We start from the raw sequence: 18,522 nt of genomic DNA on the forward strand, positions 1-18,522 counted from the left end.
GCGGCCGTCGCGTTTGCGGGCAATGCAGCGGTGACGATTTGATCGTCGCCCCGCATACTGGCGCGCAGTTGGCTATGCTGCTGACAGCATGACGCTGTTCATTTGTGAGGGATGCTCAATGTTTTACGTGCAACGCGATGCGCAAGGCCAGTTGATTCGCGTGGAAGCTGCGGCGTACGCCGAGGCCACGGAAACGCTGCCCGCCGATAACCATGAGATTCAGGCGTGGTACGCCAACGAAGCCGTGGAAAACAGCCTCAAACAGCTCAAGCAGAGCGACTTTGAAATGATTCGGGTACTCGACGACCTGATTCAGGTGCTGACCCAGAAAGGCGTGATCCGCGTCACTGACCTGCCAGCGGCGGCCCAGGCCAAACTGATGGATCGTACCCAGGCACGTGAAGCGCTGGGCGGGTTGAGCCAGTTGATCGATGAGGATGAGGGCGGGTTGATCTGATCCTCCCAGGATCCAAAGCTTACCCTCACCCCAGCCCTCTCCCGGAGGGAGAGGGGGCCGATCGAGGTGTCTTGCGCTATCCATCGACCTGAGAGATCGAGTCGATTCTGGATTCAGTGGAGCTCTTGCACGTCGGCGTATCTCGTAAATATCCCACGGCCAGTCCCCTCTCCCTCTGGGAGAGGGTTAGGGTGAGGGCGCTTATTGGCTCACCCCCAAGGCTTCGGCTCACCGAGCAACTGCCCCTGCACGCCATACAAGCCCATCTCGCGAATCACTGACAACTCCCCTTCAGTCTCGACCCGCTCGGCAATCAGCGGCAGATCGATGCTGTGCGCCGCGCGCTGGATCGCTTCGATGAACAGGCGCTTGTCGCTCTCCTGATCGATCGCCCGAATGTAGCTGCCATCGATCTTCAAATACGCCAGACCCAACCGCGCCAGGTTGCCGATCATGCTGAAGCGCCCGCCGAAGCGCTGCAGGCTCAGCGAGAAGCCAAGCTCGCGCAGGCGTCGGGTCAACTGCTCCAGCACGGCCTGTTCAGGCAATTGCTCCTCGCCGATTTCCAGAGTAAGACGCGCGCCGAGATTGGAATGCGCGCGCAGAATCTCGAAGACCTTGTTCAGCGCCTGCGGGTCAGCCAGGGTCGCCGAGGACAGGTTCAGCGCCAGCGAATCCTCGTGCCCCTTCATCTGCTCGAGCACGCGTTCGAGCATCAGCCGATCGAGCCGCGCGGTCCAGCCGAAGCGCTCCAGCCACGGCAGGAAGCGCCCGGCGGGAATGGTCTGGCCCTGCTCGTCGAGCAAGCGCGACAGGACCTTGTAATGCAGCACCAGTTGCGTGTCCTGCGCGGCGACCACCGGTTGGAAATACAACTCGAAACGCTGCTGACTCAAAGCCTGATCCAGCAGTCGATGCCAAGCGTGATGGTCGTCACCGACCTCCGCCACCAGACTCTGATCGATGCACGCCCAATTCTGCTCGCCCTGCCCTTCGGCCTGCGCGAGTGCCTGATCGCCCAGTGTCAGCACCGCTTGCGGGGAGTCGCCGTGAGCGAAGGGCGCCAGCCCGATCGAAGCCACCGCCGGCACATCGGTCGCGCCAGTGGCATGCAGGCTGCTCAGGGCATTGTCGAGATTCTGCGCCAACTGCAGCGCTTCCTCACGCACCAGCCCCGGCGCCAGCACGGCGAATTCACCGCCGCGAATGCGCGTGACCAAGTCCTGGGTTTGTGGATATCTGGCGCACTCGCGGGTCAGTTGCTCACCGACAGCCTTGAGCAATTGGTCGGTACGCTGGCCGCCGAGACGCTGGTTGAGCCCGGCCAGATCCTTGACCCGCAACAGCAGCAAATAACCGGAACTGGCCTGCTCCGGGTTGCTCACACGGTTGTTCAGTTGCATCTCGAAATAACGACGGTTGGCCAGGCCGGTGAGGTTGTCCTGATAGGACTCGGTACGCAGTTTTTCACTGCGCTCGGCCTGCTCCTGAAACAGCGTCTTGAGCTTCTCGACCATCTGATTCATCGCCTGCACCACGCGACGCAATTCAGGCGTGCGCGGCAGATCCGGCAGGCTGAGAAACTCGCGGCGGGCAATCGCATGGGACTGCTGAACCATGTAATCGAGGGGCTTCAACTGCCGACGCAGCAACAGCGCGCCGAGCACCGCACTCAATGCACCGCAGATCAGCAACCAGCCAAGGCTGCCCAGTGCGCTCTGCCATAGCTTGGCCACGGCGAACATCGGATGGCTGACCACCTCGACCCGCGCCGCCTGCTCCCAGCCACGGCTGACCAGCGCATCGCCACCGGCCGGCTCGAGGCCGATCAGTTTGACGAACCAGTCCGGCACATTGCTCACCGCCGGGGTACCGCTGCGCTCGACAATGGTCTGCTCGGTCTTCACGTCGACCACGCGGATGCTCGCGTAATAACCGCTGTCGAAAATCGAACTGACCAGCAGCTCGACCATCGCCGGATCGTCGATATTCGGCGTCAGCGACAATGCCAGCGCCGTCGCCGCGTCCTGTGCGTGGGAGCGCAACTGGTTGACGTACTGGGTGCGCGAGCTCTCCAGGCTGACCATGAAGCTGCCGGTGAAGGCCACGACCAGGAACAGACAGATAGCGATCAACAGCTGTTTGAACAAAGACATCTGAGCGCGTGCTCCTAGTTAGTCGTCTCGACCGGAAAACCTTCGGCCTGCATTTTTTTCAGCACATCCTGCCAGCGCGACAGGCGTTTGGTGTCGCCGACCTTCTTATTGCCCTTGGCGCCCGGCAGATACAAACCTTCGGCATTGAAAGAGTAGACCGGCAGCAAATCGGTTCGCTGCGCCGCCGGCTGGATCGGATCGATCAGGCTGTCGAGCACCAGCGGCATGGCATCGGGGGTCGCATAGTACGTCAACACCATGTGCGCGCGGTTCTGGCGCAGCGCCTTGACGTAGGTGATGCGCAGCTTGTCACTGGAAACGCCGAGATGGCGCAGGCTGAAATACTTGGCGATGGCGTAGTCTTCACAGTCGCCGGCGCCCTTCCACAGCGCTTCGATCGGGGTTTCCCAGTAATCCACTTCGCGCCACAGATCGATGTCTTCGACGTAACGCACCTGCTTGTTGAAGAACAGGTTCACCACTTTGAGCTTGTCCATCTCACTGGCCTGCTTCTGCGTCGCCAGCAGATTCTGCCAGGCATCGATGCGCTGCTGCCCGGCGCCCAGTGGCCCATAAAGAGCAGTGGCCTTGCGGCTGATCGCGGAAAAATCCCAATCGGCGTGCAGACCGCCCAGCATGACGCCGGCCAGCAGCAATGCGCAGCCAAGCCAGCGCAAGGTCCGAGGGATCGCGAAACGTACCGCCACTGCAGGTTTCCAGAAGGACAGAAAGGAAGCGTTTGATGGTGAAGCCTAGCCCGGCAAAAAACAATGGCACCGTGAGATCATCGAAGACCCGCTAGACTTGAGATTGCCGCGCAACGTTTTACAAGGTTTGACAACCTGTAGAGCAATCACTAGTGTCATTTGGATCCAAATATTGCGACCTACAGGGTGTGTTGTCGTGACTCAGAAGCCCAAACCGCTGCACAGCATTAAAGTCGAGGGACCGATTCCTGCGCATCTGGCCCGGTCGGTGATTGAAGAAACCCTGCGCTCGGCCATTCTCGATGGCCGCCTGCCCTGTGGCACTGCGCTGCGCCAGCAGGATCTGGCCGATCTGTTCGGGGTCAGCCGCATGCCGGTGCGCGAAGCCTTGCGTCAGCTCGAAGCGCAAGAGCTGCTCAGCGTCACCACGCACAAAGGCGCCGTAGTCGCGCCACTGATCCAGGGCGATGCCGCTGAAACCTACGAGTTGCGCATTTTGCTCGAATCGGAGGCATTGCGGCAGTCCATTCCGCTGCTGACTGAGGCCGAGCATCAACTCGCCGCCGGCTACATCGAAGAACTGGAAGCGCAGCACGACTACAACGAGATCGGCCGCCTCAACCGTCTGTTCCACATGGCCCTGTACAGCAAGGCGCCCAATCAGCGACTGCTGCGTCTGGTGGAAGACAGTCTGAATGAAGAAGAACGTTTTCTGCGTTTCAATCTGGAAGCCATGGGCCTGGGCAAGCTGTCCCAGGATGACCATCGCGCCATGCTCCAGGCCGTGATCGAGCGGGACATCCCGCGCTCGCTCGAAATGCTGGAGCAGCACCTCAACCGTGGCGTCGAGGTCATCACCCGCTACCTCGCGACTCCCGCCGCACAGAAGCGCCACACCGCACGCTGATATCTCGTACGTCGAATAATCCCCTTACAAATCTTCGCGACCGCTCTGCTGCCGGGTCTGGCAGCGGATCGGCGTGCCCGCTGGCGACCGCCCCGACCCTGCCGACGCGTTTCCGCTGCCCGCCGATGACCAATCGGTAATAGCCCTGACGGCAATTTACCCGCACTCTTCCAGCGCCACCCCTACAGAACGGGGACGCGCCGCCCTGACGGCACAGTCCCCGCAACAGGAACCTACGGAAGGAGCCTTGTCACGGGAAACAGGAAGTCATGGCGCCGGTCCCGGCCAACTTTCGCCCCCTTTGAATTCATAAACTTCCCTTGTTTAAAAAGTTGCTTCGAGTGAGGCATTCACTCTTGTTATCGATTTTGGCCGTTATTAGCCGAAAGGAGTAACTACGCCCAAATAAAACTTGATCCGAAAGTTTTATCGGCCACTCTCATATTCAAAAAACAGCCAACTTAAAATAATTGAAAATAAACTTGTTAAATGCATTTGCCCTGTATTAGTTTTTCTCTCGCCAGGTTTGAACGTCGCCGTTCAGCGCGGCATACCTCACGTAACAACCGCAGCACCCGTGGCGCCGCAACGGCGCCACAGCGCAATCAATATTTGCCCGACCAACTTGCTATCCAACTTGCTCGACCGCTTACAGCGACTGAAAAGAACCGTGCACTTCAATCAATGATAAAGGACATCATGATGCCCACTAAGCAGCAACTCGCCCTGAAGAAAGCCGAACTGAGTATTCACCCGATCTTTTCCGAGATTACTTCGTTATCGGTATTACGCCGTTTCATGGAAACCCATGTATTTGCCGTATGGGACTTCATGTCGCTGACCAAGCGCCTGCAACAGGAACTGACCTGCACGCGTTTGCCCTGGTTGCCGCCGCGCGATCCCCACGCCGCTCGGTTGATCAACGAGATCGTGCTGGGCGAGGAATCGGACGATCGCCTCGATGCCGGCCACTACAGCCACTTCGAGTTGTACCTGGATGCGATGCGCGAAATCGGCGCGAGCACCACGGCGGTAGAGCGTTTCGTCGCATTGCAGCAGGAAGGTGTGAGTTATGACGTCGCGTTGCAGAGCGTCGACGTCGACCCGGCGGCGGCGCAGTTTGTCCGCAATACCTTGCGCATTGCCCTGGAGGCGCCGGGACACAGTGTCGCTGCCGCGTTCCTGCATGGTCGCGAGAGCGTCATTCCGACGATGTTCCAGCGCATCCTCGATGACTGGGGCATCGGCATCGAACAGGCACCGACCTTTCGCTACTACCTGCAACGGCATATCGAGGTCGACTCCGAAGACCATGGCCCCGCCGCCGAACAGTTGCTGGAGCGTCTGGTCGATGGCGATCCGCAGCGCGCAGCCGAGGTTTACGCCAGCGCCATCGCTGCCGTGGAAAGCCGCATCGCCTTGTGGGACGGGCTGCGCTTGAGCATGGGCGCAAAAGTTGCCGAGGTGGCCCAATGAACGCTGCCGACTATCAATCCTTCGCCGACGCCTGGGAAAGCCGCGCGACCATCCGCACCCGTCCCCGGCGGTTGCTCGAAGACGATCAGCGCTTGATCTATCCACTCAGCCGCCAGCCGCTAGTGCTCAGCGAAACCTTCCTGCGTGAATGCCCGCAACAACGTGATTTCGCCCTGGTGCAGACGTTGTACAAATTCATAAACGACGTAGTGATTTTCGAGACTGAAATCGTCGACAAGACCGCCCGCAGCATTGCCAAGAATCGCTTCGCCGTGGCATTCCCGTTCGCCTGTCGTTACGACGCGATGACCGTGGTGGTCGATGAGGATTACCACGCGCTGGTGGCCATGGATTTCATGCAGCAAACGGTGGCACTGACCGGTATCGAACCGATTCCGTTGCCCGATGAAATCGAACTGAGCCGGGCGATTCCCGCCGCTGTTGCGCTGGCGCCGGAACACCTGCGCAGCGCGGTGGAATTGATCTGCGTGGCGATCGCCGAAAACACCGTGACCGGTGATGTCGCGGCGTTCGCCCGCGACGATTCGGTCAAGCCATCAATCAAGGGCCTGATGGCCGACCACTTGCTCGACGAGGGTCGCCACTCGAGTTTCTGGGCGCGGATGGTGCGCATCTATTGGCACACCGCCAGCGACGCGGATCGCGAAACCATCGCTCAGATTCTGCCGGTGTTCATCGGCCATTACCTGACCAATGATATCCAGAAATCCTTCGATTTGCGCCTGATCGATGCGCTGCCGGTCAGCGAAACCACGCGGTGCTCACTGCGCGAGGAAATCGCTGGATTCGCCTTCCCGATCAACCGCCACCACCCGTTGGTGGGCAACATCGTCAGGTTTTTCCACAACAGCTCGCTGCTCGCCACACCGTGCGTGCAGCACGCGCTGCGCGACTATCTGGTTTGAGGAGGCTGACATGAAACGTCTCGACATTTTGCTCACCGGCGCCAGCCAGGCCATGACCGATCTGGCCCGGGAGCTCGAACAGCATGGCCATGCTGTGACCCGCAGCGGCGTGGCTCAAACGGCGGTGGATCTGATCATCGACGATAGCTTTATCGCTGCCGGCGACTTCTGCGCGATCCCGCATCTGCACCTGCGCCTGGGTATCGCCGCGCAAGAGCATGGCGGCCTGCCGACCCTCGACTTGCTGTGCTTTCTCGGCTCGTCGCTGATCAGCCGTGTGCCGATTGGCGATGAGCCGTCCGGCAACGGTCAGTCGCTACGCCAACGAGCGCTTGCCCATGTGGTCGATGAGGTGGCGTTGCTGGTCAGCCGCTTTTCCCGCGATGCCGATTATTTCCGCCATGCTCCTGCGCTGATCGCGCCGGATTTCGAACGCCTGGAAGACCTGCTGTTCCTCGACAAACTGGCGTATGTCCACCGTCTCAATGACACGGCAAACCCGGCGCTGCTGGAGCAGGCGCAAATCCCGCTGATCGAGCGCCTGCAACAGAGCCTGATCGAGCATGCCGAACGACCGGCGCTGCATGTCGGCGGGAAGACCATCAGCTACGAGCAGCTGCACGCCCACAGCCGCGCGATTCAACAGCGCCTGCTGCCCTTGCTCGAGCAACATCCGCAGCCGTGGGTGGTCGGTGTCTGCCAAGGCAAAAGCCCGGCACTGTTCGCCTCGATTCTGGCGATTCTCGGCAGCGGCGCGGTGTACTTGCCGCTGGAGCCGAGCCATCCTTTGCCGCGCCAGCAATACATCCTGGAAAACGCGGGCGCGGTGCTGTTGCTTCACGATGGACAGCAGGCGCTCAGCGAATCGATAGCGGGGCTCGATGTCAGTGACATCGGGGCAATGGACGCCGCTCGTGATCGACCGCTGATGCAGCGCTGGCCCGAGCTCGAAGCGCCGTGCATGGCGCTTTATACCTCGGGCACCACCGGGCATCCGAAAGGCGTGCTGCTCAGCCAGGCCAATCTCGCCCACTTCACCGCGTGGTACGCCGACTACGTGCAGCTGCGCGCCGGAAGCCGGGTGTTGCAGTTCTCTTCGCTGAGCTTCGATTCGTCACTGATCGACATCTTCCCCAGCCTGCTCGCAGGGGCGGAACTGGTCGTGCCCGACGACACCCAGCGCCGCGATCCTTTGCAGCTGATTGCGCTGATTCGCCGGCGGCAACTGACCCACGCCTTCTTGCCGCCAGCGCTGTTGAGCATCCTGCCGCTGGAACAACTGGAGGGCGTGCAGGTGATGACCGGCGGTGATGTCTGCGAGCCGTACGTCATCGAGCAACTGACCCGCCAAGGCACCCTGCACAACCTGTATGGCCCGACCGAAGCCACCGTGCTGATCACCGCGCGCCAGCTCAAACCGGGCGACAGCAACCGCACGCTGGGAGGGCCGATCGCCAACAGTCGGGTGCTGATTCTCGACGACGATCTGCAACCGGTGCCCGATCAAACCGTCGGTGAGCTGTTCATCGTCGGCCCCGGTGTCTGCCTCGGTTACCTGAACAATCCGCAACAGACCGCCGAGCGTTATCTGACCCTGTCGCTGCCCGGCGGCGAGACCTTGCGCACCTACCGCAGCGGCGACATGGCCCAGTGGGGCGAGCACGGTATCGAGCTGTGCGGGCGGCGCGACAATCAGGTGAAAATCCGTGGCTTTCGCGTCGAGCCGGAAGAGATCGAGCGCTGCCTGCGCGAGAGCCGCTTGTATCGGCAGATTGCCGTGGTCATCGACAGTCAGCGACGCATTCTGGCGTTTATCGCCCAGCCACAAATCGAGACTGCCCGCGACGAATTGAAGGCTCACGCCCGGCAGTTTCTGCCGGACTACATGCAACCGGTAGCGTGGACCGAACTGGCGCAGATGCCGTTCGCCAGTAACGGCAAAGTCGATCGCAAGGCGCTGCTGGCATTGCCGGTGACGGTACAGGACAACGCTGCGAAATGCCTGCCGGCCAATGCTGATGAAGCGCTGCTGTTGGAGATCTGGGCCGAGTTGCTGGAACTGCCGACCAGCGACATTTCCACTGACGAAAGCTTCTTCAATCTCGGCGGTCATTCGATTCTGCTGTCGCGGATGTTGCTGCGCTTGCGTGAGGAATTCGGCCGGAGCATTTCGATCAATCGCTTCATCGAACAGCCGACCATCAGCAAACTGGCGACGCTGGTGCGCGGCACCGACGACAGCGCGGTACTCAGCGCCCAAGCCATGGCCGACGCCGAGCGCGAGCTGGATATCGAACCGTTACCGATCAGCCGCATGGGCGATGTGCACAAGGTCATCGTCACCGGTGCCAACAGTTTTGTCGGCGTGCACATCGTCGAAGCGCTGCTCGGTTGGGGCGCCAGCGAGGTCGCCTGTCTGGTACGTGATAGCGCCGGGCAAACGGCGACGCAACGCTTCGCTCAGGCACTGCGCGAAAACCGTCTGGAGCACCTCGATCTCAGCCGTGTGCGGGTTTACGCAGCTGATATCAGTCGCCCGCAACTGGGCCTGGGCGATGAGGATTATCAGCGCCTGGACCGCGAGTTCGGTGCACTGGTACACAACGCCGCCAACGTCAACCACGTGCTCGATTACGAGTCCCTGGCGGCGGACAACGTCGAGCCGATTTTCGCCCTGCTGAAGCTGTGCGAAGGGCAGCGCAAAAAGCTCTTCAACTTTGTCTCGACGCTGTCGGCATCCAGCACCGTGGATGACGCCGGTCGAGTGCTGGAACTGCCCGCCGCCGCGACGCCGCCGATCTACATTCGCAACGGCTACAACCTGTCGAAGTGGGTCGGCGAACGTATCCTTGAGCGGGCGCGCGAGCGCGGTGTACGGGTCAATCTGTATCGCCCCGGCAACATCAGCTTCAATAGCCTGAGCGGCGTCTGCCAGCCGCACAAGAACCGCTTGATGCTGATGCTCAAAGGCTCGATCCAGCTCGGTCAGGTACCGGCCTTTGCGCTGAATTTCGACCTGATGCCGGTGGACTTTCTCGCCCGCTTCATCGCCTTCCATGCCAGCCGTTATTCAGCGGATCGCGCGGTGTTCAATCTGCACAACCCCGAGCCGCTGAGCTGGGATGCCTACGTCGCTTCGTTCCGCGAAACCGGCAGCGAGTTTGCGCTGGTCAGCGTCGCCGACTGGCAGCAGCAACTGAACCGGGTCAACGCCGACAACGCGCTGTTCGGCGTGCTCGGTTTCTACCTCAATGGTTTCGAAGAAGACATCGGCGACATCTCGCTGATCGGCCACGCCAACGCCGAGGCCGGCGTGCAGCAGATGGGCGCGCACTACCCACAGAAATCCCCGGCGCTGCTGCGTCGCGGCTGCGACTACCTGAAAGAAATCAACTTCATCTGACTCATCCCAAAGGAGCAACACCATGAGCAATCTGCAACCCGACACCCTGATCAAAAACCCGCAAGGCTGCCACGTTGTGTCGTCGGTGGAAGTGCCGGCGGACGCGGCAAAAGTCTGGGCGATCGTTGGCGATTTCGCTGGCTTCGAACGATTCATTCCGGCGCTGTCACACACCGAAATGACCGGCGAGGGCGTGTCTTCGCTGCGCAAGAAAATCTTCAAGGACGGCAACGTCGTGGTCGAACAACTCAACTCGCGCGATGAACAGGCACAGCGCATGACCTGGACGACGATTTACAACACCCTGGGGGTGGCGAATCTGTGGGCGGCAATGCAGGTGGAATCGCTGAGCGAAGGGAAGTCGCGAGCGACCTGGACGATCATTGCTGAACCAGCTTCCGGCGGAGAAGAGGCGTTGCCGGGATTCAGGGATTTCGTGCAGGGGTTTGCCGATGATGCGATGGGCAATGTCTTGAAGTTGTTTGTTTAAGGCATCGGTTTGGCGGTGATTGAACCGCCGCTTTCGCGAGCAGGCTCGCTCCCACATTTGGAATGCATTTCCCTGTGGGAGCGAGCCTGCTCGCGAAGAACGATAACGCGGTCTGCGATCTGTGAATCAGATCTTGAAGCTGTCGACCAACTGCTTCAACCGGTTCGCCTGCTGCGACAACGCATCACAATCCTTCAACGTTTCGTTGAGGTTGGCCACGCTCTGCTGGTTCAACAGGTTGATCTGGTTGACGTCGACGTTGAGAGTTTCCACCACCGCAGTCTGCTCTTCAGTCGCAGCTGCCACCGACTGGTTCATACCGTCGATTTCGCCGATACGCTGAGTCACGCTGACCAGACGCAGACCGGCCTGATTCGCCACTTCCACGCTCTGCTCGCTTGACGCCTGGCTGGCGTTCATGGTGCTGACCGCCTCACGCGAGCCGACCTGCAGCGAGGTGATCATCTTGTGGATCTCTTCCGCCGATTCCTGGGTGCGATGCGCAAGGTTGCGCACCTCATCGGCGACCACGGCAAAACCGCGCCCGGCTTCACCGGCACGTGCGGCTTCGATGGCAGCATTGAGCGCCAGCAGGTTGGTCTGCTGCGAGATGCCTTTGATCACATCGAGAATGTGGCCAATGTTGTCGGTGCTGGCGTTCAGGGTTTCGATCTGTGTGCACGACAGGCTGATTTTCTGCGACAGCTCGGTCATCGCCTGAATGGTTTGCTCGACCACCTGACGACCGTCGTCAGCTTGCTCGCTGGCGCCACTGGCGTGCTGCGAAGCATCCGCCGCGTTGCGCGCGATCTCCTGAGTAGCGGCGCCCAGCTGATTGATCGCCGCCGCGACGCTGTTGGTGCGCGCACTTTGCTCGTCGGAACCGACGATCGAAGCGTTGGACGACGCCATCACCCGTTGCGACAAGTCGTGAACGTGACGAGTCGCCGACGACACTTCGGAAATCGATGCGTGAATCCGTTCAACGAACTGGTTAAACGCGCTGCCCAGTTCACCGAACTCGTCTTTGCTCTCGACCACCAGACGCCGGGTCAGATCGCCCTCGCCCTGGGCAATGTCTTTCATCGCGCGGCCCATGGTGGTCAGCGGACGCATCAACACGTTGATCAACAGGCTCAGCAGCAAAGCAATCGCCGCGACCGCGACAAACATGGCGATCAACGCCGAAGTGCGGAATTGGCTGAGTGCGGCGTAGGCCTTATCGCGATCGATCGACAGACCGATGTACCACTGCGCATTCGGCAGATCGCTGACCGGGGTGAACGAGAGAATGCGCTCCTGACCGTTGAGCACGACATTCTGGTTGCCCTTCTCGATGCGCACGCTGGTATTCGGGTAAATGTCCTTGAGGTTTTTCATTACCTGATCTTTGTCCGGGCTGACGATCACCTGACCGTCAGCACTGACCAGAAACGCATGGCCGAGGCCACCGAAGTCCACCGAGTTGATGATCTTGACCAGGGTTTCCAGGCTCAGGTCACCGCCGACCACACCGAGCAGTTCGCCGTCCTTCTTCACCGGCATGGCGATGGTCACCACCAAGCCGCCGACTGCCGCCATGTACGGCGGCGTCAGCATGGTTTTGTCGGCGGCCACGGCCTGCTTGTACCAAGGCCGCTGACGCGGATCGTAACCGTCCGGCATCTTCGCATCGGGGCGCTGGGTGAAGACACCGTTGGCCTGGCCGACGTAAGTGAACTGGAAGTTCGAAGTGAAGGCCGGTTGATCGACAAGGCCCGGCAAGTCGGCATTCCTGCCTTGATGGGCAACGTTCTGCGCGAGGTTTTCCAGCACCAGAATCCGTCCGCTCATCCAGTTCTGCACGCTGCTGGCGGTGAGGTCACCGGCCTGCTGCACAGAGGACTGCAGATTCTGGCGAATGGTGTTTCGCTGCAAGTAATCGTTGTAGAGCGTGAACAACGCGAACGCCAGGACGACGACGCCCGAAGCGGCCAGGAGGATTTTATGGCTGAACTTGAGATTCATTTCATGGGACTTCTTATGCCAAAAGTGGGGATGCGTTCCGGTTGCAACATTCCATGTACAGCGCAGGCAGCGTTCTTCTGGCCGCTCTACTTTGGTGCACGCATTTCTCACCAGTCTGTCGGCCAACGGCGGAGAAATCTTAGGGCCGCGTGAGAAATGGACGGTTTTAGGACAGGATTCCCGCCGAACGGCGTGCCAGAGCGGCTGCGAGGGAATTTTTCACAACCGCCATAGGGACGACGGTTGCAAAATCTGTAACCCTTGATGACAATGCGACTAATTATCATTTGTGACGTTCGGGCTGGCGTGGTCATGTCTTCACCTGAGTTGGTCGTACAGGCGCTTTACGGTAGTCATCACGGCTGGCTCAACGCTTGGCTGCGCGCGCGGCTGGGCAACGCAGCGGATGCGGCGGATCTGGCTCAGGACACTTTCCTGCGCCTGCTGCAACGCACCGAACGCCTCGAACTCAAAGCGCCTCGCGCTTTCCTGCGGACCATCGCGCGCGGCCTGGTGATCGATCATTGGCGTCGCGAGGAAATCGAGCGGGCCTATCTGGAAACCATTGCTCATTTGCCTGAAGGCGAAGTACCTGACGCCGAATCGCGCGCGTTGGTGCTGGAACTGCTGGAAAGCATTGCGCGCATGCTTGAGGGTTTGAAGCCGAAAGTGCGTCAGGCGTTTCTCCTGGCGCAGTGCGAAGGTTTGACTCACAAACAGATCGCCGAGCAGTTGGGCGTGTCGGTACGTTCAGTGGAACGCTACGTCGCCGATGCGCTGTATCACTGCTATGTGTTGCGATATGAAAGCTGATGCCTGTGGATAATCTCTCACTCGGTCGCCGCGTCGAGCCGCGTCAACACGTGGTCAAGCAAGCGATTCACTGGCTGCTGCGGCTGCGCAATAACCACGGCAATTCGCGGCTGACTCGCCAATGCGAGCAGTGGCGCGCCGAGCATCACGAACATGAAATCGCCTGGCAGCGGGTACAGTCGCTGCAAGCCGAATTGAGCTCCAGTCTGCGCGCCGTGCCGGGTGCGCAGGTCGCTTTCAATACCTTGGAAAACAGTGCGCAGGGGCTGGGCCGACGCCAGGCCTTGAAGTTGTTGTCGGGCGCGCTGTTGATGGGCTCCGCCGCGTGGCTGGCCAAGGACAGCGCCGCTTGGCAGCAATGGAGCGCCGACTACGCGACGGCGACCGGCGAACGGCGCGGTTTCCAGTTGCCCGACGGCACGCGCATCGAACTCAATACCGCCAGCGCCGTGGACCTGGATTACACCGCGCAGCAGCGCCTGATCAAACTGACCCGTGGCGAAATCATCGTTACCTGCGGCGGCTCTGACGAAGGCGCGGCATCCGATCGACCGCTGCGCGTACAGAATCGCCACGGGAGTTATGAACCGTTCGACGCGCGTTTCATTTTGCGTCAGGACGATCAGTGCACGCGGCTCAGCGTTACCCGCGGCCGAGTGTTGGTTCGCGCTGGCGGTCATTCCCTCGAAGCGCTCGCCGGGCAAAGTTTTCTGGTCAACCAAAGCGGTTTGCGCGCAGCGCCTACGCCGGATATGGATGCGGGCGCCTGGCTCGACGGTTTGATCGTCACGCGCAATATGCGCCTGGGTGATTTTCTTGCTGAAGTCGCCCGTTATCGCCCGGGGTTTCTGAGTTGCGCGGCGGATATCGCAGACTTGCGCCTCTCTGGGGTGTTCCGTCTGGAGGACACCGACAGGCTGCTGGCGGTCCTGCCGCAGACGCTGCCGGTGCAATTGCGTTATCGCACCCGTTGGTGGGTGACTCTGGAGCGTGCGGTCTGAACATTTTTTGGCGGGTTTTCGCAGGCAGTCCGGCTTAGTCAGTAAGCACTTCAACTCAGCCCCCGCGACTGCCTACGGAAATCCACAATGACTGTCCGCGCCACTTGTAAGAACCCTCTGAATTTCACTGCAGAATCGACACTGCTGCGCCATGCGGTTCGGGCCGCACTGCTGACCACCGCGCTGGGCGTCAGCGTGTTACCGAGCCTGAGTCTGGCCGCCAACACCGGCACCGAGATCAGCCACCGCTACAACATTGCTGCCGGGCCATTGGGCGAGGCGTTGAATCAGTTTGCCCGGCAGGCCGGTATCACCCTGGCGATGACACCGCAACAGACTCAAGGTCAGCAATCACCCGGCGTGCAGGGTGAATATTCGACCGACCAGGCCTTGAGCCATTTGCTCGGCAGCTCAGGGTTGGAAGCCGTCAGCCAGGACGGCAGCAGCTACATTCTGCGCCCACTCGCTGAAAGCGAAGCTCTGGCCTTGCCGACCACTGATATCAAAGGTTTTGCCCTCGGCAACGCGCTGGGCAGCATGGCCGGCTACAACGCCACGCACAGCCAGATCGCCACCAAGACCAGTACCGCATTGCTGGAAACCTCGCAAAGCGTATCGGTGGTCACGCGCGAGCAAATGGATGACCAAGGCTCGCAGACCGTCTCGCAAGCGATGCGCTACGCCCCGGGCGTGCTGACCAACCCGTATGGCGCTACGCACCGTTACGACTACGTGGCGATGCGCGGTTTCAACGACGGCTCGGTGGACAACATCTACCTCGACGGCCTCAAGTCGATGGGCGACAGCGGCACCTACAGCACCATGCAGGTCGATCCGTATTTCCTTGAGCGTGTGGACATTCTCAAAGGCCCGTCGTCCGTGCTGTACGGCCGCAGTTCGCCCGGAGGCCTGGTCGCATTGACCAGCAAAAAGCCGTTGTATGAGGCCTACCATCAGGTGCAAGCCACGGTGGGGACGCAAGGCCAGCGTGGGGTTGGTTTTGACTTCAGCGGTCCGGTCGATGACGACAAGCGCATTGCCTATCGTCTGACCGGACTAAGCGATCAGTCCGACACGCAATTCGACCATAACAAGGAAAAACGCTTCGCCCTTGCGCCGACGCTGAGCGTCGATTTCAGCGAAGACACCTCGCTGACTCTGCAAGCCTATCTGCAGCACGATCCGGACGGCGGCTATCACGGCGGCGTTCCGGCGGACGGCACAGTCCATCAGCGCAATGGCGAGCGCATCTCACCGCGCTTCTTCGAGGGCGAGCCGGGGATCGATGGCTACTCCCGTGACCAGCAGTCGTTTGGCTATCAGTTCGAACATCGCTTCAACGATGTCTTCACGGCGCGGCAGAATTTCCGTTATCTCGATTCCAAAGTGAACATGGATCAGGTCTACGCCTATGGCTGGACCACTCCGACCAGCAATGAACTGAACCGTTATTACACCGGCGGTGATGAGCGCCTGCATGCGTTTATCGTCGACAGCATGCTGCAGGCCGAATTCTTCACCGGCGCGACCAAGCACACAGTCCTGATGGGCGCGGATTATCAACGGCGCAAAACCGTGGTCGACTGGACCAGTGGTGGGCTGGCGCCGATCAATGCGTTCAATCCGGTATACGGCAACTCGGCGATCGAAATGTACGGCGACACCAGCTATCTGCGTCGCCTCGAACAGACCGGTGTGTACCTGCAAGACCTGATCGAGATGGACAAGTGGCGCTTCTCGCTGGGCCTGCGTCAGGACTGGGTCGAGACATCCGATGAAAACCGCATCGCCGAAGCGGGGCGTCCGGTTGGTACAGAAATCAATGATCGGCGCACGAAACTCACTGGCCGCGCCGGCGCGTTATACCTGTTCGATAACGGTCTGGCGCCATACATCAGCTACTCCGAGTCGTTTAACCCGAACTCCTATGCCGACAGCGCCGGTAATCCACTCGCCCCTACCGATGGCACACAGTGGGAAGTCGGTTTGAAGTATCAGCCGCCGGGCACCGATAACCTGTTCACCGCCTCGCTGTTCCGCATCGACCAGGAAAACCTCGCGACCAAACTGCCGCAGGAAAACTTCTATCGCGCGGTCGGCGCCGTGCGCTCGCAAGGTCTGGAGCTGGAAGCGCATATGCAACTGACCGATAACTTGAAAGTGCTCGGCAGTTACACCTTCACTGATATCGAATATTCCAAATCGATGATCAGCACCTTGAGCACGCCGACCGATGTCATCGAGAACAAGGGCAACTCGCCAACTCAAGCGCCGCGCCACATGGCCTCGCTGTGGGCTGACTACAAGTTCGACAGCGCCGCACTTGATGGGCTGCGCCTGGGTGGTGGGGTGCGCTATGTCGGCTACAGCTGGGCCGATGCGGAGAACACGATGAAGGTGCCGTCTTACACGCTGTTCGATGCCTCGATTGGTTATGACCTGGGCAAGGTCGGCTTGAAGGGTGTGGATGTACGGCTCAACGCGAACAACCTGACCAATGAATCCTATGTCGCGTCCTGCGCCAGCCTCAACTTCTGCTACATGGGCGAAGAACGCAACGTAGCGGCGACCGTCAGCTATCAGTTCTAAAGCATTGTTCTGTGCATAAAAAAGCCAGCCCCTGATATCAGGGGCTGGCTTTGTCGTTTCTTCGGGGTGTTTTGTATGCGTGCGTTTCTGGTTTTGTTGCATCGGTACATTGGCTTGGCCACTGCGACGTTTTTATTATTGGCCGGGCTGACCGGCAGTGTGCTGGCGTTCAATCACGAACTGGACGAGTGGCTGAATCCGCAGTTCTACGAGGCGACGTCAGTGGGTGAGCGCTTGTCGCCGGGCGCGTTGGTAGATGCAGTGCAGACAGCGCATCCGAAACTGCAAGTCTGGTACATGGAGTATCCGCAGGAGGCGGGGCATACGGCGCTGCTGGCGGCCGTTCCGCGTAAAGATCCGGCGACGGGCCAGCCGTTCGATGAGCGCAATCAGGTGTTCTATCTGGACCCGATCAGCGCGGAGCAAAAAGGCGCGCGCTACTGGGGTGAATGCTGTTTTCAACGAGAGAACTTCATCCCGTTCATTCTGGAGTTTCATTACAACCTGACATTGCCCGGTAACTGGGGATTGCTGTTGATGGGTGGGGTGGCGATCGCGTGGGTGATCGACTGCTTTGTCGCATTGTTCCTGACCTTGCCGCGCGGCAAGCCCTTCTGGAAGAAGTGGGCAACTGCGTGGAAGGTCAAAGGCGGGCATGCCTACCGCTTGAACTTCGATCTGCATCGCGCCGGAGGATTGTGGTTGTGGCTGCTGCTGTTACCGATCGCCGTCAGCAGCGTGGCGATGAACTTGCCGAGCCAGGTGTTCAAGCCTGCGGTTTCGTTGTTTTCGCCCATCGAGCCGAGCGTTTATGAAGCCAGAGGACGAATGCCCGCCAATCAACTGGGGACGACACAGTTGAGTTATCAACAGGCGTACGAAAGGGCATTGCAGGAAGGGGAACGATTAGGACTGACGGCCGCGATCGGCGAGTTGTATTACAGCTTTGAGTACAACTTCTACGGCGCAGGATTTGGACAGCACGATACGGACGCACATGGAAAATCCTGGTTGTTCTTTCACGGTACCGATGGCCGATTATTGGGACAGGAGATCGCGGGACAGGGCACGCTCGGAGAGCAGTTCTATCGACTCCAGTTGCCCATACATGGGGGACGGATCATCGGGGTAACAGGGCAGGTAATGATCGCGGTACTGGGTGTGTTGATTGCGGGGTTGTCAGGGACGGGGGTTTATATCTGGTGGCGCAAGTGGCAGGCAAGACGCAACAGCAAGACTCGCAGAACGGCATGATCTTTCGTACACGTTTTAATGACAAAACCCCTGTCTGCGTTAGCAGACAGGGGTTTCGGAATTCAATCTTGACGATGACCTACTCTCACATGGGGAAACCCCACACTACCATCGGCGATACATCGTTTCACTTCTGAGTTCGGGATGGGATCAGGTGGTTCCAATGTTCTATGGTCGTCAAGAAATTCTTTATCTGGCCCGTCAACACGGTAACAAGCCAGCAAAAACAGGAACTTCTACTAAAACAAAACCCCAACTGCTTTCGCAATTGGGGTTTCGGAATTTAATCTTGACGATGACCTACTCTCACATGGGGAAACCCCACACTACCATCGG

At 59.8% G+C, this 18,522-nt stretch carries 13 protein-coding genes, 1 rRNA gene and 1 pseudogene; 10 read left to right on the forward strand and 5 right to left on the reverse strand.

The window, feature by feature from the left end:
• The first annotated feature begins 118 nt into the window (after positions 1-118).
• A complete protein-coding gene (locus J2Y39_RS21020; protein WP_016772279.1) occupies positions 119-457 on the forward strand; it encodes a hypothetical protein in 339 nt (112 codons plus the stop codon).
• A gap of 209 nt (positions 458-666) precedes the next feature.
• On the opposite strand, the gene lapD is transcribed toward J2Y39_RS21020, so the two are convergent.
• Both lapD and lapG read right to left on the reverse strand, forming a co-directional pair.
• Positions 667-2,613 carry a cyclic di-GMP receptor LapD gene (gene lapD, locus J2Y39_RS21025; protein WP_056786903.1) on the reverse strand — a complete coding sequence of 649 codons (1,947 nt, stop codon included), beginning with the start codon at positions 2,611-2,613 and terminating at the stop codon, positions 667-669.
• Positions 2,614-2,627: 14 nt separating this feature from the next.
• A complete protein-coding gene (gene lapG, locus J2Y39_RS21030) occupies positions 2,628-3,320 on the reverse strand; it encodes a cysteine protease LapG (protein ID WP_056786901.1) in 693 nt (230 codons plus the stop codon).
• Between the two features lie 196 nt (positions 3,321-3,516).
• Between lapG and J2Y39_RS21035 the strand changes: the two genes are divergently transcribed.
• The 5 genes from J2Y39_RS21035 to J2Y39_RS21055 all read left to right on the forward strand — a co-directional run bounded on the left by J2Y39_RS21035 (position 3,517) and on the right by J2Y39_RS21055 (position 10,522).
• On the forward strand, positions 3,517-4,227 hold the full coding sequence (locus J2Y39_RS21035) for a GntR family transcriptional regulator (protein WP_310219483.1): 711 nt from the start codon (positions 3,517-3,519) through the stop codon (positions 4,225-4,227).
• A gap of 699 nt (positions 4,228-4,926) precedes the next feature.
• Entirely contained in the window at positions 4,927-5,703 is a 777-nt protein-coding gene (locus J2Y39_RS21040; protein ID WP_310219485.1) for a DUF3050 domain-containing protein, read from the forward strand.
• A complete protein-coding gene (locus J2Y39_RS21045) occupies positions 5,700-6,629 on the forward strand; it encodes a diiron oxygenase (RefSeq protein ID WP_310219486.1) in 930 nt (309 codons plus the stop codon). The genes J2Y39_RS21040 and J2Y39_RS21045 overlap by 4 nt, the downstream gene beginning before the upstream one ends.
• A 10-nt stretch (positions 6,630-6,639) precedes the next feature.
• Positions 6,640-10,032 (forward strand): non-ribosomal peptide synthetase, encoded by a 3,393-nt coding sequence (locus tag J2Y39_RS21050; RefSeq protein WP_310219487.1) that lies wholly within the window; start codon positions 6,640-6,642, stop codon positions 10,030-10,032.
• 22 nt (positions 10,033-10,054) lie between these two features.
• Positions 10,055-10,522, forward strand: a complete 468-nt coding sequence (locus tag J2Y39_RS21055) for an SRPBCC family protein (protein ID WP_310219489.1) — start codon at positions 10,055-10,057, stop codon at positions 10,520-10,522.
• A gap of 126 nt (positions 10,523-10,648) precedes the next feature.
• Here J2Y39_RS21055 and J2Y39_RS26600 read toward each other — a convergent pair whose 3' ends face one another.
• Together J2Y39_RS26600 and J2Y39_RS26605 are read right to left on the reverse strand one after the other, a co-directional pair.
• The gene (locus tag J2Y39_RS26600; protein ID WP_370593577.1) at positions 10,649-11,434 is read right to left on the reverse strand and encodes a methyl-accepting chemotaxis protein; all 786 of its coding nucleotides are present in this window, start codon (positions 11,432-11,434) and stop codon (positions 10,649-10,651) included.
• A 69-nt stretch (positions 11,435-11,503) separates the two neighbouring features.
• Positions 11,504-12,529: pseudogene (locus J2Y39_RS26605) on the reverse strand (cache domain-containing protein); the annotation flags it as partial.
• A 312-nt stretch (positions 12,530-12,841) separates the two neighbouring features.
• Between J2Y39_RS26605 and J2Y39_RS21065 the strand changes: the two are divergent.
• The 4 genes from J2Y39_RS21065 (at position 12,842) to J2Y39_RS21080 (ending at position 18,186) form a co-directional block, all read left to right on the forward strand.
• Complete coding sequence (locus J2Y39_RS21065; protein WP_041479723.1) at positions 12,842-13,342, forward strand: sigma-70 family RNA polymerase sigma factor; 501 nt, start codon at positions 12,842-12,844, stop codon at positions 13,340-13,342.
• Complete coding sequence (locus J2Y39_RS21070; RefSeq protein WP_310219491.1) at positions 13,342-14,343, forward strand: FecR family protein; 1,002 nt, start codon at positions 13,342-13,344, stop codon at positions 14,341-14,343. The genes J2Y39_RS21065 and J2Y39_RS21070 overlap by 1 nt, the downstream gene beginning before the upstream one ends.
• Before the next feature lie 87 nt (positions 14,344-14,430).
• Positions 14,431-16,932, forward strand: a complete 2,502-nt coding sequence (locus J2Y39_RS21075; RefSeq protein ID WP_310219493.1) for a TonB-dependent siderophore receptor — start codon at positions 14,431-14,433, stop codon at positions 16,930-16,932.
• 75 nt (positions 16,933-17,007) lie between these two features.
• Complete coding sequence (locus tag J2Y39_RS21080; RefSeq protein WP_150637819.1) at positions 17,008-18,186, forward strand: PepSY domain-containing protein; 1,179 nt, start codon at positions 17,008-17,010, stop codon at positions 18,184-18,186.
• Positions 18,187-18,252: 66 nt separating this feature from the next.
• Here J2Y39_RS21080 and rrf read toward each other — a convergent pair.
• Positions 18,253-18,368 (reverse strand): 5S ribosomal RNA (gene rrf / locus J2Y39_RS21085).
• Between the last annotated feature and the right edge of the window lie 154 nt (positions 18,369-18,522).

The organism is Pseudomonas sp. 2957 (assembly GCF_031456345.1).
Taxonomy (GTDB): Bacteria; Pseudomonadota; Gammaproteobacteria; order Pseudomonadales; family Pseudomonadaceae; genus Aquipseudomonas; species Aquipseudomonas siliginis.

Coding starts and splice junctions, on each gene's coding strand:
- J2Y39_RS21020 (WP_016772279.1), top strand. CDS start 119: ATGTTTTACGTGCAACGCGATGCGCAAGGCCAGTTGATTCGCGTGGAA.
- lapD (WP_056786903.1), bottom strand. CDS start 2,613: ATGTCTTTGTTCAAACAGCTGTTGATCGCTATCTGTCTGTTCCTGGTC.
- J2Y39_RS21040 (WP_310219485.1), top strand. CDS start 4,927: ATGATGCCCACTAAGCAGCAACTCGCCCTGAAGAAAGCCGAACTGAGT.
- J2Y39_RS21045 (WP_310219486.1), top strand. CDS start 5,700: ATGAACGCTGCCGACTATCAATCCTTCGCCGACGCCTGGGAAAGCCGC.
- J2Y39_RS21050 (WP_310219487.1), top strand. CDS start 6,640: ATGAAACGTCTCGACATTTTGCTCACCGGCGCCAGCCAGGCCATGACC.
- J2Y39_RS21055 (WP_310219489.1), top strand. CDS start 10,055: ATGAGCAATCTGCAACCCGACACCCTGATCAAAAACCCGCAAGGCTGC.
- J2Y39_RS26600 (WP_370593577.1), bottom strand. CDS start 11,434: ATGGCGTCGTCCAACGCTTCGATCGTCGGTTCCGACGAGCAAAGTGCG.
- J2Y39_RS21065 (WP_041479723.1), top strand. CDS start 12,842: ATGTCTTCACCTGAGTTGGTCGTACAGGCGCTTTACGGTAGTCATCAC.
- J2Y39_RS21070 (WP_310219491.1), top strand. CDS start 13,342: ATGCCTGTGGATAATCTCTCACTCGGTCGCCGCGTCGAGCCGCGTCAA.
- J2Y39_RS21075 (WP_310219493.1), top strand. CDS start 14,431: ATGACTGTCCGCGCCACTTGTAAGAACCCTCTGAATTTCACTGCAGAA.
- J2Y39_RS21080 (WP_150637819.1), top strand. CDS start 17,008: ATGCGTGCGTTTCTGGTTTTGTTGCATCGGTACATTGGCTTGGCCACT.